We start from the raw sequence: 15,856 nt of genomic DNA, 5'->3' as shown, positions 1-15,856 counted from the left end.
CCACAGCGCATCTGGTATCCACAGATTTCTGAATTCCCCTGGCTTTTCCGGCGGTTAGTCATCACTCTGGGTAGTGAGGAGCGGGCAGTCGGGAAAGTGGGGGACCGGGCATGGAGGCAATGCGGCTCGTCAGAGCCACCCGGCTCGCCTTGGCGCAGGCCAGGGCGGTGCAGGACATCGTCATCGAGGCATGGCAGACACAGGCACTGGCGGAAGCGATCGGTGGTCATCTCGCGGTGCACGGGCCCTTCGAGGCCCGCGCGGCGGCCGGTGGCCTGAGCGAGGCGGGAGGCCGGGCCTCCGGTGCGCTGCGCCAGGGTGCGCCGCGCGAGGGAGGCTTACGGGCGGCGCAGCTGACGGAAGTGCGCGACCCCTGGGCGGCGTTGACGGCGCTGGGCGGACTCCTCGGCGAGGTGGGCATAGCGCTGGTCGGCGTCGCCTGCGCCTCCGAGGAGGACGGCCTGTACTGGCAGTGCATCGAGGCGATAGACGCCGCCGACGAGACGAGTGACCGGGTGCGCGGCCTGCAAAGGCGGCTCGCGCTGAGGGAGCGAGGAGGGGCGGCATGACGCGGAACGCCATCACTTACGGAAGCCGTGACGGCGTCGCCGGCTACGGCGCTCGGCGGTCCGCGTACGGTCCGCTCGCGTACGGCGCTCGGCGGTCCGCTTACCGCGCGGCGCGGTCAGAGTGCGTGACGGGTGCGATGGCCGTCGGCCGGACGGCTGATCGTGTCCGCGGCCGGAGTGCCGGCCGGGTCGGCCGGGACATGCCACTCACGCGGCGATGCCGGCGACCGCGGCGCATCGGCCGAGGGGCCCTCGCCGGAGGACTGGAGTTCGGCGTCGAGTTGCGACAGATCGGCGGTCAGCGCCGCCATCAGCTCCTCCATCTGCTGCAGCAGACCCTTGGGTGGGCCTTGTGGCTGTGGAGCGGGCTGTGGAGCGGCCTGTGGTGGTGGCGCCTCGTCGGGCACGGTTTCCTGGGTCATCGCGGCCTCCTCGGCCCCGGCCCGCCCGGTGCGGGCGGGCGGTGTCGCGGTCGTCGCCTCCGGCGGCGGACACCGGTGCGCGGGCCGGGCGGTCCGGCTCCGCCCGAGCCAACGATCACCGGGCGCGCCGGACACTGTCGGGGGTTGCGCCGCCCGGTGGGCGTGACGGAATTTCACCCGACCGGGGAGGGTGGGGCGAAGGAGGTGGTGGGCGGTTGACGCGGGCCCGGGAGTGCAGGATGGAAGCATGGATCTGCGCATCTTCACCGAGCCCCAGCAAGGGGCGAGCTATGAGACCTTGCTCACCGTCGCCAAGGCCACCGAGGACCTCGGCTTCGACGCCTTCTTCCGGTCCGACCACTATCTGGCCATGGGCTCCGCCGACGGGCTGCCCGGGCCGACCGACGCCTGGATCACGCTCGCGGGCCTCGCCCGTGAGACCCGCCGGATCCGGCTGGGCACGCTGATGACCGCCGGCACCTTCCGACTGCCCGGGGTGCTCGCCATCCAGGTGGCGCAGGTCGACCAGATGTCCGGCGGCCGGGTCGAGTTGGGGCTGGGCGCGGGCTGGTTCGAGGAGGAGCACCGGGCGTACGGCATCCCGTTCCCGAAGGAGAAGTTCGGACGGCTGGAGGAGCAGCTGGAGATCATCACGGGGCTCTGGGAGACGGAGCAGGGCAAGACGTTCACGTTCGACGGCACCTATTACCAGCTCGCCGACTCCCCGGCGCTGCCCAAGCCCGCCCAGGCCAAGGTGCCGGTGCTGATCGGTGGTCACGGCGCGATCCGTACGCCGCGGCTCGCCGCGAAGTACGCCGACGAGTTCAACATCCCCTTCGCCTCCATCGAGGACAGCGAGCGGCAGTTCGGCCGGGTGCGGGCGGCCGCCGAGGCGATCGGCCGCAAGGGTGAGGACCTGGTCTACTCCAACGCCCTGGTGGCCTGCGTCGGCAAGGACGACGCCGAGGTGGCGCGGCGGGCGGCGGTCATCGGCCGGGACGTGGCCGAGCTCAAGGCGAACGGGCTGGCGGGCTCGCCGGCCGAGGTGGTTGACAAGATCGGCCGGTACGCGGCGATCGGCTCGTCCCGGATCTACTTCCAGATCCTGGACCTCGACGACCTCGATCAGCTGGAGCTGATTTCCTCACAGGTCCAGCCCCAGTTGGGCTGACCCCCGCCCCGTCCGCCCGGCGCCCGCTGGCTTCCCCATCTGCCTCGCCGGCCGCCGTCCACCGCCCCCGAGGAGCAGCCGATGACAGCCACCCCCGCCCCCAGCATGCCGCTCGCCACCGCGCTCGCGCGCGGACCGCTCGTCCTGGACGGCGGCCTGTCCAACCAACTGGCGGCGCAGGGCTGTGACCTGTCCGACGAGCTGTGGTCGGCCCGGCTGCTCGCCGACGATCCGGGGCAGATCGAGCAGGCGCACGCGGCGTACGTACGGGCCGGCGCGCGGGTGCTCATCACTTCCAGCTACCAGGCCACGTTCGAAGGGTTCGCCCGGCGTGGCCTGGGGCCGGAGGAGGCCGCGGGCCTGCTGCGGCGGAGCGTGGAGCTCGCGCGGCAGGCCGCGGGGGCCGGGGAGGCCGCGGGGGGCGGGCGGGAGGTGTGGGTCGCCGCGTCCGTGGGGCCGTACGGGGCGATGCTCGCGGACGGCAGCGAGTACCGCGGCCGGTACGGGCTGAGCGTGACGGAGCTGGAGCGCTTCCACCGGCCCCGGATCGAGGCCCTGGTGGCGGCCGGGCCGGACGTGCTCGCGCTGGAGACCGTGCCGGACATGGACGAGGCACGGGCGCTGCTCGCGGCGGTGCGGGGTTGCGGGGTGCCCGTATGGCTGTCGTACAGCGTCGTGGGGGAGCAGACCCGGGCGGGACAGCCGCTCGCCGAGGCGTTCGCGCTCGCCGCGGACGACGACCAGGTCATCGCCGTGGGGGTCAATTGCTGTGAGCCGCGTGATGTCGACCGGGCCGTGGAGATCGCGGCGCGGACGACCGGGAAGCCGGTGGTGGTCTATCCGAACAGTGGGGAGGAGTGGGATGCGTGGGCACGGGACTGGCGGGGGAGCCCCACGTTCGACCCCGAGCGGGTGGGGGCGTGGCAGCAGGCGGGGGCGCGGCTCATCGGTGGCTGCTGCCGGGTCGGCCCGGAGCGGATCGCGGAGTTGGCCCGCCTTCTCGAAAACCCCCTCCTCGAAAACCCCCTCCTCCAGAACCGCCCCGCCGAAGCCGGCCACCCCGAAAAGGGTTAGCAGTCGTGGAACGCGTCCGACCATACTCAGTCGCGTGTTCCTGACGATAAGTACCACCGGCACGGCCGGGGCTCCCGCGACCGATCTCGGGTTCCTGCTGCACAAACACCCCGACCGGGCGCAGCAGTTCTCGACCTCCCATGGCACCGCGCACGTCCTCTACCCCGAGGCGACGGCGGAGCGCTGCACGGCGGCGCTGCTGTTGGAGATCGACCCCGTGGCGCTGGTGCGCAGGAGCAAGAGCCAAGGCCGCGGCGGTGCCCCCGACTCGGCTTTGGCGCAGTACGTCAACGACCGGCCGTACGCGGCGTCCTCGCTGCTGGCGGTGGCGCTCGCCGCCGTCTTCTCCAGCGCCCTCAAGGGCCAGTGCGCCGCCCGGCCGGAGCTGCCCGGCACCTCGATGCCCCTGCGCATCGAGGTGCCCGTGCTGCCCGCCCGGGGCGGCGCGGGGCTGGTGCATCGGCTCTTCGCCCCCCTGGGCTGGGCGGTGACGGCTCAGCCGGTGGAGCTGGACGAGCGGTTCCCGGAGTGGGGTCACTCGCGCTACGTACAGCTGGTGCTAGAGGGCGAGCTGCCGCTCGCTGACGCGCTGCGGCATCTGTACGTGCTGCTGCCCGTGCTGGACGACGCCAAGCACTACTGGGTGTCGCCCGACGAGGTGGAGAAGCTGCTGCGCGCCGGTGCGGGCTGGCTGGAGAGCCACCCCGAGCAGCGGCTCATCACCAGCCGCTATCTCGCCCGCCGCTGGTCGCTCACCCGCGATGCCCTCGCCCGGCTGGCCGAGGCGGACGACGCCGAGGCCGAGGAGCTCGACAACGCCGTGGACGAGGAGGCGGACACCGAGGAGAAGCCGGTGCCGCTCGCCGTGCGGCGACGGGAGGCGATCCTCGGCGCCCTGCGCGCGGCCGGCGCGGAGCGCGTGCTCGACCTGGGGTGCGGGCAGGGCCAGCTGGTGGGGGAGCTGCTCAAGGACACGCGGTTCACCGAGATCGTCGGCGTGGACGTCTCGATGCGCGCACTCAAGGAGGCATCGCGGCGGCTGCGGCTGGAGCGCATGACCGAGCGCCAGTCGGCGCGGGTGCGGCTGCTGCAGGGTTCGCTCGCCTACACCGACCGCCGGCTCGCCGGGTACGACGCGGCCGTGCTCAGCGAGGTCATCGAGCACCTCGACCTGCCCCGGCTGCCCGCCCTGGAGTACGCGGTGTTCGGCGCTGCCCGGCCCGCGACGGTCGTGGTGACCACTCCCAACGTGGAGTACAACGTCCGCTGGGAGTCCCTCCCCGCCGGGCACGTCCGGCACGCCGACCACCGCTTCGAGTGGAACCGGGACGAGTTCCGCACCTGGGCGGACGCGGTCGCCGAACGGCACGGATACGGCGTGGAGTTCGCCCCCGTGGGCCCCGACGACCCCGAGGTGGGGCCGCCCACCCAGATGGCGGTCTTCCACAAGCTGAAGAGCGACAAGCCCACCCCGCACAACGAGACCGCGAAGGAGGCGAAGGCGGTATGAACGCGATGAACGGCCCGACCCCGACCCCGGCCCCGGCCCCCGACCACCGCACGCTCGCCGTGCCCGACCTGTCCCTCGTGGTCCTCGTCGGCGCCACCGGCTCCGGCAAGTCCACCTTCGCCGCCCGGCACTTCAAGCCCACCGAGGTCGTCTCCTCCGACTTCTGCCGCGCCCTGGTCAGCGACGACGAGAACGACCAGAGCGCCAGCGGTGACGCCTTCGACGTCCTGCACTACATCGCGGGCAAGCGGCTCGCGGCCGGGCGGCTCACCGTCGTCGACGCGACCAACGTCCAGCCCGAGGCCCGCAAGCAGCTCGTGGCCCTGGCCCGTCAGTACGACGTGCTGCCCGTCGCGATCGTCCTCGACGTCCCCGAGCAGATCTGCGCCGAGCGCAACGCCGCCCGCCCCGACCGGGCCGGGCTGCCGCGCCGTGTCATCCAGCGCCACCAGCGCGAACTGCGCCGCTCCCTGCGCCACCTGGAGCGCGAGGGATTCCGCAAGGTGCATGTCCTGCGGGGCGCCGCCGAGACCGACGCGGCCGAGATCGTCTTGGAGCGCCGCTTCAACGACCTGCGGCACGTCACCGGCCCGTTCGACATCGTCGGCGACATCCACGGCTGCCGGTCCGAGCTGGAGACCCTGCTCACCGCGCTCGGCTACGCCCTGACCCGCGACGACGCCGGCCGCCCGGTGGACGCCGCGCACCCCGACGGGCGCACCGCCGTCTTCGTCGGCGACCTGGTCGACCGCGGCCCCGACAGCCCCGGTGTGCTGCGCCTCGTCATGGGCATGGTCGCCGCCGGGCACGCCCTGTGCGTCCCCGGCAACCACGAGAACAAGCTCGGCCGTTACCTGAGCGGCCGCAAGGTCCAGCACTCCCACGGCCTCGCCGAGACGATCGAGCAGCTGGAGCGCGAGGACGCCGCCGACCCGGACTTCCGCGCCCGGGTGCGGGAGTTCATCGAGTCCCTGGTCAGCCACTACGTCCTCGACGGCGGCGCGCTCGTCGTCTGCCACGCCGGGCTGCCCGAGAAGTACCACGGCCGCACCTCCGGCCGGGTCCGCTCGCACGCCCTATACGGCGACACGACCGGCGAGACCGACGAGTTCGGCCTGCCCGTGCGCTACCCCTGGGCCGAGGACTACCGCGGCCGTGCCGCCGTGGTCTACGGCCACACCCCGACCCCCTCGGCCACCTGGCTCAACAACACCATCTGCCTCGACACGGGCGCCGTCTTCGGCGGCCGGATGACCGCCCTGCGCTGGCCCGAGCGCGAGCTCGTGGGCGTGCCCGCCGAGCGTGTCTGGTACGAGCCGACGAAGCCCCTCGCGAGCGAGGCCCCGGGCGGTGCCGACGGGCGCCCGCTCGACCTCGCCGACGTCACGGGCCGCCGGTCCGTGGAGACCCGGCACATGGGCCGCGTCGCCGTGAAGGAGGAGAACGCCGCGGCGGCTCTGGAGGTCATGAGCCGCTTCGCGGTCGACCCCCGACTGCTCACCTACCTCCCGCCGACCATGGCGCCCTGCGCGACGTCCAAGGAGGAGGGCTATCTGGAGCACCCCGCGGAGGCCTTCGCCGCCTACCGCGCCGACGGTGTGCGCCAGGTGGTCTGCGAGGAGAAGCACATGGGCTCGCGCGCCGTGGTCCTCGTCTGCCGTGACGCGGACGTGGCCCGCGAACGGTTCGGTGCCCCCGAAGGCGCCTCCGGGGCGCTGTACACCCGTACCGGACGGCCGTTCTTCGACGACCCGGAGATGACCGAGCGCGTCCTCGGCCGACTGGGCCGCTGCGTCGGCGCGGCGGGCCTGTGGGCGGAGCTCGACACGGACTGGCTGCTGCTGGACGCCGAGCTGATGCCCTGGTCCCTCAAGGCCGCGGGCCTGCTGCGCAACCAGTACGCGGCCGTCGGCGCCGCCGCCCGTACGGTCTTCCCCGGTGTGCTCACCGCCCTGGAGTCCGCCGCGGCCCGCGGCGTGGACGTCGCGGACCTGCTCGGCCGCCAGCGCGAGCGCGCCGAGGACGCCGAGGCGTTCACGGAGGCCTACGGGCGTTACTGCTGGCCGGTCGGCGACACCACGCGGGGCTGGCCGGGCGAGAGCGAGGAGCCGGCGCCCGGACGTCCGGGCCGGGCCGATGCCGGCGCCGGGGGCACGGACGGCCTGGACGGCATCCGCCTGGCCCCGTTCCAGATCCTGGCCGCCCAGGGCCGCAGTCTCGCCGCGCTCCCGCACGACGAGCAGCTCGCGCTGATCGACCGCCTGATCGACGCCGAGGCCGCCCTCGCGTCCTCGCCCGCCGACGGCGACGGCACGTATCTGAACCGCCTCCTGGCCCCCACCGGTCGGCTGGTCGTCGACACCGAGGACGAGACGTCCGTCGCCGCGGGTGTGCGCTGGTGGCTGGAGCTGACCGCCGCCGGTGGCGAGGGAATGGTCGTCAAGCCTCTCGCCGCGCTGCTGCGGGGTGCCGACGGCCGGCTCGTACAGCCGGGCGTCAAGTGCCGTGGCCGGGAGTACCTGCGGATCATCTACGGCCCGGAGTACACCCGCCCGGACAACCTCGCCCGGCTGCGCGTGCGCCACCTCGGCCACAAGCGTTCGCTCGCGCTGCGCGAGTACGCCCTCGGCCTGGAGGCGCTGGACCGGCTGGCGGCCGGGGAGCCGCTGTGGCGCGTCCACGAGGCGGTCTTCGGCATCCTCGCACTGGAGTCCGAGCCGGTGGACCCCCGGCTGTAAGGCACCTCGAGCGGCCCTGAGCGGGCATCGAGCGGGTCCGCGGCGCAGTCCGCCGCGGACCCGCGCAGCCGTCGCCACGGCGGTTTCCGCGCGCCGGGTACCGAGTGATCACGGTGTGATGGGGCCAGGATGGAGAGATGGGATTCCATGTCGATTCCGAGGCCGGGCGGCTGCGCCGCGTCATCGTGCACCGCCCCGACCTGGAGCTGAAGCGGCTCACCCCGTCCAATAAGGACGCCCTCCTCTTCGACGACGTGCTCTGGGTGCGTCGCGCCCGAGCCGAGCACGACGGCTTCGCCGACGTGCTGCGCGACCGCGGCGTGGAGGTGCACCTCTTCCAGGACCTGTTGCAGGAGAGCCTCGTGGTGCCGGCGGCGCGTTCGCTCGTGCTGGACCGGGTCTTCGACGAGAAGGAGTACGGTCCGCTCGCCACCGACCATCTGAGAGCCGCGTTCGACGCGATGACCGCTGCCGAGCTGACCACCTCACTCGTCGGCGGGATGACCAAGCGCGAGTTCCTGGAGCGGCACGCGGAGCCGGTCTCCGTCCGCTTCCACGCCATGGACCTCGACGACTTCCTGATCAACCCCCTGCCCAACCACCTCTTCACCCGCGACACCTCGGCCTGGGTGTACGACGGGGTGTGCATCAACGCGATGCGCTGGCCCGCCCGTTGGCACGAGACCGTGCATTACGAGGCCGTCTACCGCCACCACCCGCTCTTCGCCCCGGGCGGCTTCCACCTCTGGTCCGAGGGCCAGGCGGCCTACCCGTCGACGATAGAAGGAGGCGACGTCCTCGTCATCGGGGAGGGCGCGGTGCTGATCGGCATGAGCGAGCGGACCACCCCGCAGGCCGTGGAGATGCTGGCCCGCGGTCTCTTCGCGGCCGGGTCCGCCCGCACGATCGTGGCGCTGGACATGCCCAAGGCGCGGGCGTTCATGCATCTGGACACCGTGATGACGATGGTTGACGGCGACACCTTCACGCAGTACGCGGGGCTGGGCATGCTCCGCTCGTACACGATCGAACCCGGGACGAGCGAGAACGAGCTGAAGGTCACCGACCACGCCCCGGAGCACATGCACCGCGCGATCGCCGCTGCCCTCGGGCTCGACGACATCCGGGTGCTCACCGCGACCCAGGACGTGCACGCGGCGGAGCGCGAGCAGTGGGACGACGGCTGCAACGTGCTGGCGATCGAGCCGGGGGTGGTGGTCGCGTACGAGCGCAACGCGACGACCAACACGTTTCTGCGCAAACATGGAGTGGAGGTCATCACGATCCCGGGCAGCGAGCTGGGCCGGGGCAGGGGCGGCCCGCGCTGCATGAGCTGCCCGGTCGAGCGGGACGCGGTGTCCCCGTGACCCCCGAGATGAGGTGGGCGTGGCCCATCGCACAGTGAGACGCACTGCATAGTGATGCGATGGATCGTATAGAGTTCCGATTTTCCCCTGTAGTCGTGACCTAGGAGCCCACCCCATGGCGACAGACCTCAAGGGCCGCCACTTCCTCAAGGAGACGGACTTCACCGCGGAGGAGTTCCACAGCCTGATCGAGTTGGCCGCGGAACTCAAGGCGGCCAAGCGCGCGGGCACCGAGGAGCCGCGGCTGCGGGGCCGGAACATCGCGCTCGTCTTCGAGAAGACCTCGACCCGCACCCGCTGTGCCTTCGAGGTGGCCGCCGCCGATCAGGGCGCCCGTACGACCTATCTGGACCCCGCGGGCTCCCAGGTCGGGCACAAGGAGTCCGTCAGGGACACCGCACGGGTGCTCGGCCGGATGTTCGACGGCATCGAGTACCGCGGCCACGGCCAGGAGGTCGTCGAGGAGCTGGCCGTGCACGCCGGGGTGCCGGTCTTCAACGGCCTCACCGACGAGTGGCACCCCACGCAGATGCTCGCCGACGTGCTCACCATGAGCGAGCACACCGCCAAGTCGCTGGAGCACGTCACTTACGCCTACCTCGGCGACGCCCGGTACAACATGGGCAACTCCTACCTGATCACCGGCGCCCTCCTCGGCATGGACGTACGGATCGTGGCCCCCGAGGAACTCTGGCCGGCCCCGGAGATCATCGCCGAGGCACGGCGCCTCGCCGAGGAGAGCGGCGCACGCATCACGCTGACGGCGGACGTCACCGAAGGGGTGCGGGGCGCCGACTTCGTCGCCACCGACGTGTGGGTGTCGATGGGGGAGCCCAAGGAGGTGTGGGACGCCCGGATCGCGCTGCTCGCCCCGTACGCGGTCACCATGGACGTGCTGCGCGCGACCGGCAATCCGGCCGTGAAGTTCCTGCACTGCCTGCCCGCCTTCCATGACCTCGGCACCTCGGTCGCCCGTGAGATCCACGAGCGCCACGGGCTGACCTCGCTGGAGGTCACCGACGAGGTCTTCGAGTCCGTGCACTCCGTCGTCTTCGACGAGGCCGAGAACCGGATGCACACGATCAAGGCGGTGCTGGTGGCGACCCTGGGCGAATGAGCCCGGCCGACGGCGGACGACAAGGGCCCGGCACCCCTGGAACGGGGTGCCGGGCCCTTGTCGTCTCCCGGTGAATCCTTATCGCGCACTCGTGACGACAGTCACGCATCGGTGATAACTTCGCGGAGCAGGCACGCACCAGCCACCGGCTGAAGGAGGCCGTGCTCCATGAGTCCGTTCACCGGCTCCGCGCACCGCACCGAGGAATGGCGGCACCTGCGTCTGACCCTCGACGCGGGCGTCGCGACCGTCACCCTCGCCCGGCCCGACAAGCTCAACGCCCTGACCTTCGGCGCCTACGCAGACCTCCGCGACCTCCTGCCCGAGCTGGCCCGCGACGGCTCCGTACGGGCCCTCGTGCTCGGCGGCGAGGGCCGCGGCTTCTGCTCCGGCGGCGACGTCGACGAGATCATCGGCGCCACCCTGGCCATGGACACCGGCCAATTACTCGACTTCAACCGCATGACCGGCCAGGTCGTACGGGCCCTGCGCGAGTGCCCCTTCCCGGTGATCGCCGCCGTCCACGGGGTCGCGGCGGGCGCCGGCGCCGTCTTCGCGCTCGCCGCCGACTTCCGCGTCGCCGACCCGACCACCCGCTTCGCCTTCCTCTTCACCAAGGTCGGCCTCTCCGGCGGCGACATGGGCGCCGCCTATCTGCTGCCCCGCGTCGTCGGCCTCGGCCACGCCACCCGGCTGCTGATGCTCGGCGAGAGCGTGCGCGCCCCCGAGGCCGAACGCATCGGCCTCATCAGCCAGTTGGCCGACGAGGGCGAGGCGGCCGCCACGGCACAGGCGCTCGCCCGCCGTCTCGCCGACGGCCCCGCCCTCGCGCACGCCCAGACCAAGGCCCTGCTCACCGCGGAACTCGACATGCCGCTCGCCGCCGCCATCGAGCTGGACGCCGCCACCCAGGCACTGCTGATGAACGGCGCCGACTACGCCGAATTCCACGCCGCGTTCACCGAGAAGCGGCCCCCCAAGTGGCAGGGGCGGTGACATGAAGGTCGCGGTCATCGGCGGCGGACCCGGCGGTCTCTACACCGCCGCGCTGCTGAAACGCCAGAGCCCCGAGCACGAGGTCACCCTCTGGGAGCGCAACGCCCCCGACGACACCTTCGGCTTCGGCGTCGTCCTCTCCGACGAGACCCTCGGCGGCATCGAGAGCGCCGACCCGGCCGTCCACCGCGCCCTGAGCGAGGAGTTCGTCCGCTGGGACGACATCGACGTCGTCCACCGCGGCCGCGTCCTGACCTCGGGCGGTCACGGCTTCGCCGCCCTCGGCCGCCGACGGCTCCTGGAGATCCTCCACGAGCGCTGTCGCGCCCTCGGTGTCACCCTGCGCTTCTCCTCCGAGGCGCCGCCCGCCGCCGAGCTGGCCCGCTCCCACGACCTCGTCGTCGCCGCCGACGGTGTCCACAGCCGCACCCGGGACGCCCACCGCGACGCCTTCCGTCCCACTCTCACCACGCACCGCTGCCGCTACATCTGGCTCGCCGCCGACTTCGCCCTCGACGCCTTCCGTTTCGAGCTGGCCGAGACCGAACACGGCCTGATGCAACTGCACGGCTATCCCTTCTCGCCCCACGCGAGCACCGTCATCGTCGAGATGCGCGAAGAGGTGTGGCGCCGCGCCGGCCTCGACCGCTGCGATGAGGACACCTCCATCGAACAGTGCGGCAAGTACTTCGCCGACTTCCTCGGCGGGCGCCCCCTGCGCTCGAACCACTCCACCTGGACCGCCTTCCGCACCGTCGTCAACGAGCACTGGTCCCACCGGAACACCGTGCTGCTCGGCGACGCCGCCCACACCGCACACTTCTCCATCGGCTCCGGCACCAAGCTCGCCGTCGAGGACGCCCTCGCCCTCATCGCCCACCTCACGGACCGGCCCACGGTCACCGAGGCCCTGGCCGCCTACGAGGCCGAACGACGCCCGGTGGTGGCGTCCACCCAGCGGGCGGCCCGGGCCAGCCTGGAGTGGTTCGAGAACCTCGCCGTCCACGTCGACCAGCCGCCCCGCCGGTTCGCCTTCAACCTCCTCACCCGCAGCCGCCGCGTCACCCACGACAACCTCCGCCTGCGGGACGCGGACTTCGTCGCCGCCGTCGAGCGCGAGGCGGGCATACCCCCCGCGACACCGCCGATGTTCACCCCCTTCCGGCTGCGCGAACTGACCCTGCGCAACCGCGTCGTCGTCTCCCCGATGGACATGTACTCCGCCGTCGACGGCACCCCGGACGACTTCCACCTCGTCCACCTCGGCGCCCGGGCCCTCGGCGGCGCCGGCCTCGTCATGACCGAGATGGTCTGCGTCAGCCCACAAGGCCGGATCACCCCGGGCTGCACGGGCCTGTACGAGCCGGAACACGAGGACGCCTGGCGTCGCATCACGGACTTCGTCCACACCCGGGCCCCCGGCACCGCCATCGGCGTCCAGCTCGGCCACTCCGGCCGCAAGGGCTCCACCCGGCTCATGTGGGAAGGCATCGACCAGCCGCTCCCCGACGGCAACTGGCCCCTCGTCGCCGCGTCCCCGCTGCCCTACCGGCCCGGCGTCAACCAGATGCCCAAGGCCCTCACCGGCCCGGAACTCGCCGGGATCCGCGAGCAGTTCGTACGCTCCGCCGAGTCCGCCGCCCGGGCGGGCTTCGACCTCCTCGAACTGCACTGCGCGCACGGCTATCTGCTGTCCGGCTTCCTCTCCCCCCTCACCAACCGGCGCGACGACGCCTACGGCGGCGACCTCGAAGGCCGGTTGCGCTACCCGCTGGAGGTCTTCGACGCCGTACGAGCCGTCTGGCCCGCCGAGCGGCCCATGACCGTCCGCATCTCCGCCACCGACTGGGCCGCCGGCGGCACCACCGCCGACGACGCGGTCACCGTCGCCCGCGCCTTCGCCGACCACGGCGCCGACGCCATCGACGTCTCCACCGGCCAGGTCGTCCCCGACGAGAAGCCCGACTACGGCCGCTCGTACCAGACTCCCTTCGCCGACCGGATCCGCCACGAGGTGGGCGTCCCGGTCGTCGCGGTCGGCGCCATCTCCTCCTGGGACGACGTCAATTCACTGATCCTGGCGGGCCGTGCGGACCTCTGCGCCCTCGCCCGACCGCACCTCTACGACCCGAACTGGACCCTGCACGCCGCGGCCGACCAGGGCTACACCGGCCCCGGCGCGCCCTGGCCGCAGCCGTACCGGGCGGGCAGCCGCAAGCCGCCGACGGGGCGCACCCTCTGACCGGAGGGGCACCCGGCCCGTCTACGCCAGGACGGGCGCGACGAACTGCCCGCCCGCGTCCCGTAGTCGCGCGTGCAGCGCCCCGAACACCCGGGCCGCCCGCCCGCCCGGCCACCGGTCCGGCAGCAGCGACGCCGGCAGCCCGGGGTCGGCGTACGGCAGCCGCCGCCAGGAGTCCAGCGCGAGCAGGTAGTCGCGGTAGGCCTCCTCCGGCGGCAGCGTCCGCCGGCGCGCCCAGCGCCGCAGCACGGGCTCGTGGGCGTCCAGGAACGCGCGGTGCTGCGTCGCCAGCGCCTCCAGGTCCCACCACCGGGCCACCGCCTCGGGGGTCGGTTCGAAGCCGAGGTGGCCGCCCTTGAACAGGTCGACGTAGGCGGCCAGTCCGAGCCGCTCCAGGGTGTGCCGCGTCTCCTCGTAGACGTGCGCCGGGGCGATCCACACCCCGGGTGCCGCCGTGCCGAACCCCAGCCTGGCCAGCCGGGAGCGCAACAGGTGCCGCTTGTGGCGCTCCTCCTCGGGAACCGAGAAGACGGCCAGCAGCCACCCCTCCCCGGCCCGCGCCGGGGAGCGGCCGTAGATCCGCCGGTCGCCGTCGCGCAGCAGCTCCCGGGCGTCGTCCGACAGCCCGTATCCCGCCGCTCCGTCCGCCGTGCGGCCCGCGACGAGCAGCCCGCGGCGCTTGAGCCGGGAGACGGCGGACCGCACCGACGGGGAGTCCACGCCCACGGCGCCGAGCAGCCGGATGAGGGCCGCGATCGGTACCGGACCGCCCGGGTCGTCGGCGCTGCCGCGCCCGTACGCGCCGTAGAAGGTGACGATGAGGGACCGGGGGGTGTGGGACGGCTGCGGGTCCGTCGGCGGGTCAGTCGGCTGGTCAGTCACGGGGAAACTGTAAAGCGCCCGCGCGCAGTCTGAAGCGCTGCAGTTTGCCGGTGGGCGTGCGGGGGAGGGCGTCCAGGAACTCGATCTCGCGAGGGCACTTGTAGGGAACGATCTCCTTTTTGGTGAACTCCCGCAGCTCCGCGACGGTCTCCTCGGTGCGCGGCACCCCCGCCCGCAGCACCACGTGCGCGACGACCACCTCGCCGCGCCGGCTGTCCGGCCGTCCGACGACGGCTGCTTCGAGGACGTCGGGGTGGCGTAGCAGGGCTTCCTCGACCTCGGGGCCCGCGATGTTGTACCCCGCCGAAATGATCATGTCGTCGGCGCGGGCCACATAGTGGAAGTAGCCGTCCTCGTCCCGGACATAGGTGTCCCCGGTGAGGTTCCAGCCGTCGCGCACGTAGTCGCGCTGACGCTCGTCCGTCAGATAGCGGCAGCCGGTCGGGCCGCGCACGGCCAGCAGCCCCGGTTCGCCGTCCGGCAGCGGACGGCCGTCGGCGCCGATCACCCGCGCCTCGTAACCGGGCACCGGCAGCCCGGTCGTACCGGGCCGGGCCGCCTCGTCGGCCGCGGAGATGAAGATGTGCAGCATCTCGGTGGCGCCTATGCCGTTGATGACGTGCAGTCCGGTCGCGCGCTGCCAGTCGTGCCAGAGCGCGGCGGGCAGGTGCTCGCCCGCGGAGACGCACCGGCGCAGCGAGGAGACGTCGTACGCGTCGAGCTCGCCCAGCATCGCACGGTAGGCGGTCGGCGCGGTGAACAGCACCGAGACGCGGTGCCGTTGGATGTCGGCGAGCAGCCGCCGGGGGCCGCCCCAGTCGGCGAGCAGGGTCTGGGCGCCCGAGCGCAGCGGGAAGACGAGCAGCCCGCCGAGACCGAAGGTGAAGCCGAGGGGCGGGCTGCCCGCGAAGACGTCGTCGGGGCGCGGTCGCAGGACGTGGGCGGAGAAGGTGTCGGCGACGGCGAGCACGTCACGGTGGAAATGGATACAGCCCTTGGGGCGCCCGGTCGTGCCGGAGGTGAAGGCGATGAGCGCGACGTCGTCCGCGGAGGTCTCGACGGGTGCGTACGCTATGGATTTTTTGGCCGCGAGCCGCAGCAGGTCGCCCCCGTCGCCCCCGCCGAACGGTGTGATCGTCAGGGCCGGGACCCCGGCCGCGACCAGGTCGTCGATCGACCGGGTGTCGCACAGCGCGTGCCGCACCCGCGCGAGTGCGCAGATCGTCGCGAGTTCGTGCGGGCGCTGCGCGGCCAGCACCGTCACCGCCACCGCGCCCGCCTTCATCACCGCGAGCCAGCAGGCCGCCAGCCAGGGCGTGGTGGGGCCCCGTAAAAGGATCCGGTTGCCGGGGACCACCCCGAGGTCCTCGGTGAGCGCGTGGGCGATCCGGTTCACCCGGGCGTTCAGCTCGCCGTACGACCAGACGCCGCCCTCGCCGTCCCGCACGGCGGGCCGGTCCGCCCCCAGCCGCGCCACCGTCGCGTCCAGCAGCTCGACGCCGCAGTTGAGGCGGTCGGGGTAGCGCGGTCCGGTCGCCCCCGCCAGGTCGAAGCGGAGGTCCGGCCACTGTCCGCCGGGTGGCAGATGGTCACGCGGGAAGGTGTCGACGTGGGCCGACGGCATGAGCTCCATCGCGGGTTGCGCCCCCTAGCGCCGAGAAAAAATGGAGGTGAACGGGGGTCTTGCCAGCCATGCGGATCCGCTGCCAGCGTAGCGACTTGGTGACGGCAGTCAACAGAGCGCGATACGACAACAGAGGAGGGTGCC

Annotated in this window: 12 protein-coding genes; 9 read left to right on the top strand and 3 right to left on the bottom strand. The window is 72.7% G+C overall.

All coding sequences use genetic code 11. The annotated features are described in order from the left end of the window. Positions 1-110: 110 nt before the first annotated feature. Positions 111-569, top strand: coding sequence for a DUF6099 family protein (locus tag FHS38_RS28815; protein WP_184738493.1), 459 nt, complete (start codon positions 111-113; stop codon positions 567-569). A 116-nt stretch (positions 570-685) separates the two neighbouring features. Here the strand turns inward: FHS38_RS28815 and FHS38_RS28810 are convergent, their stop codons facing one another. Continuing rightward, positions 686-991 (bottom strand): hypothetical protein, encoded by a 306-nt coding sequence (locus tag FHS38_RS28810; protein WP_184738725.1) that lies wholly within the window; start codon positions 989-991, stop codon positions 686-688. 247 nt (positions 992-1,238) lie between these two features. On the opposite strand from FHS38_RS28810, the gene FHS38_RS28805 reads away from it, so the two are divergent. The 8 genes from FHS38_RS28805 (at position 1,239) to FHS38_RS28770 (ending at position 13,206) form a co-directional block, all read left to right on the top strand. After that, positions 1,239-2,162 carry an LLM class F420-dependent oxidoreductase gene (locus tag FHS38_RS28805; protein ID WP_184738491.1) on the top strand — a complete coding sequence of 308 codons (924 nt, stop codon included), beginning with the start codon at positions 1,239-1,241 and terminating at the stop codon, positions 2,160-2,162. Between the two features lie 81 nt (positions 2,163-2,243). After that, complete coding sequence (gene mmuM / locus FHS38_RS28800) at positions 2,244-3,236, top strand: homocysteine S-methyltransferase (protein WP_184738489.1); 993 nt, start codon at positions 2,244-2,246, stop codon at positions 3,234-3,236. Positions 3,237-3,270: 34 nt separating this feature from the next. Beyond that, positions 3,271-4,746, top strand: coding sequence for a 3' terminal RNA ribose 2'-O-methyltransferase Hen1 (locus tag FHS38_RS28795; RefSeq protein WP_184738487.1), 1,476 nt, complete (start codon positions 3,271-3,273; stop codon positions 4,744-4,746). Beyond that, on the top strand, positions 4,743-7,484 hold the full coding sequence (locus tag FHS38_RS28790) for a polynucleotide kinase-phosphatase (RefSeq protein WP_373301853.1): 2,742 nt from the start codon (positions 4,743-4,745) through the stop codon (positions 7,482-7,484). The genes FHS38_RS28795 and FHS38_RS28790 overlap by 4 nt, the downstream gene beginning before the upstream one ends. 137 nt (positions 7,485-7,621) lie before the next feature. Beyond that, positions 7,622-8,851, top strand: coding sequence for an arginine deiminase (locus FHS38_RS28785; RefSeq protein WP_184738485.1), 1,230 nt, complete (start codon positions 7,622-7,624; stop codon positions 8,849-8,851). Between the two features lie 115 nt (positions 8,852-8,966). Then, positions 8,967-9,968, top strand: coding sequence for an ornithine carbamoyltransferase (argF, locus tag FHS38_RS28780; protein WP_184738483.1), 1,002 nt, complete (start codon positions 8,967-8,969; stop codon positions 9,966-9,968). Between the two features lie 168 nt (positions 9,969-10,136). Further along, positions 10,137-10,964: an enoyl-CoA hydratase family protein gene (locus FHS38_RS28775; protein WP_184738481.1), complete on the top strand. Its 828-nt coding sequence runs from the start codon at positions 10,137-10,139 to the stop codon at positions 10,962-10,964. Between the two features lies 1 nt (position 10,965). Further along, a complete protein-coding gene (locus tag FHS38_RS28770; protein ID WP_184738479.1) occupies positions 10,966-13,206 on the top strand; it encodes a bifunctional salicylyl-CoA 5-hydroxylase/oxidoreductase in 2,241 nt (746 codons plus the stop codon). A gap of 21 nt (positions 13,207-13,227) precedes the next feature. Here FHS38_RS28770 and FHS38_RS28765 read toward each other — a convergent pair whose 3' ends face one another. Next, entirely contained in the window at positions 13,228-14,088 is an 861-nt protein-coding gene (locus tag FHS38_RS28765) for a PaaX family transcriptional regulator (protein ID WP_184738477.1), read from the bottom strand. After that, entirely contained in the window at positions 14,081-15,721 is a 1,641-nt protein-coding gene (locus FHS38_RS28760; RefSeq protein WP_184738475.1) for an AMP-binding protein, read from the bottom strand. Before FHS38_RS28760 ends, FHS38_RS28765 begins: the two co-directional genes overlap by 8 nt. Positions 15,722-15,856 lie beyond the last annotated feature (135 nt).

It is taken from the genome of Streptomyces netropsis (assembly GCF_014203545.1).
In the GTDB taxonomy this organism is placed as follows: domain Bacteria; phylum Actinomycetota; class Actinomycetes; order Streptomycetales; family Streptomycetaceae; genus Streptomyces; species Streptomyces netropsis.
This window is presented reverse-complemented; position numbering and strand designations above follow the sequence as displayed.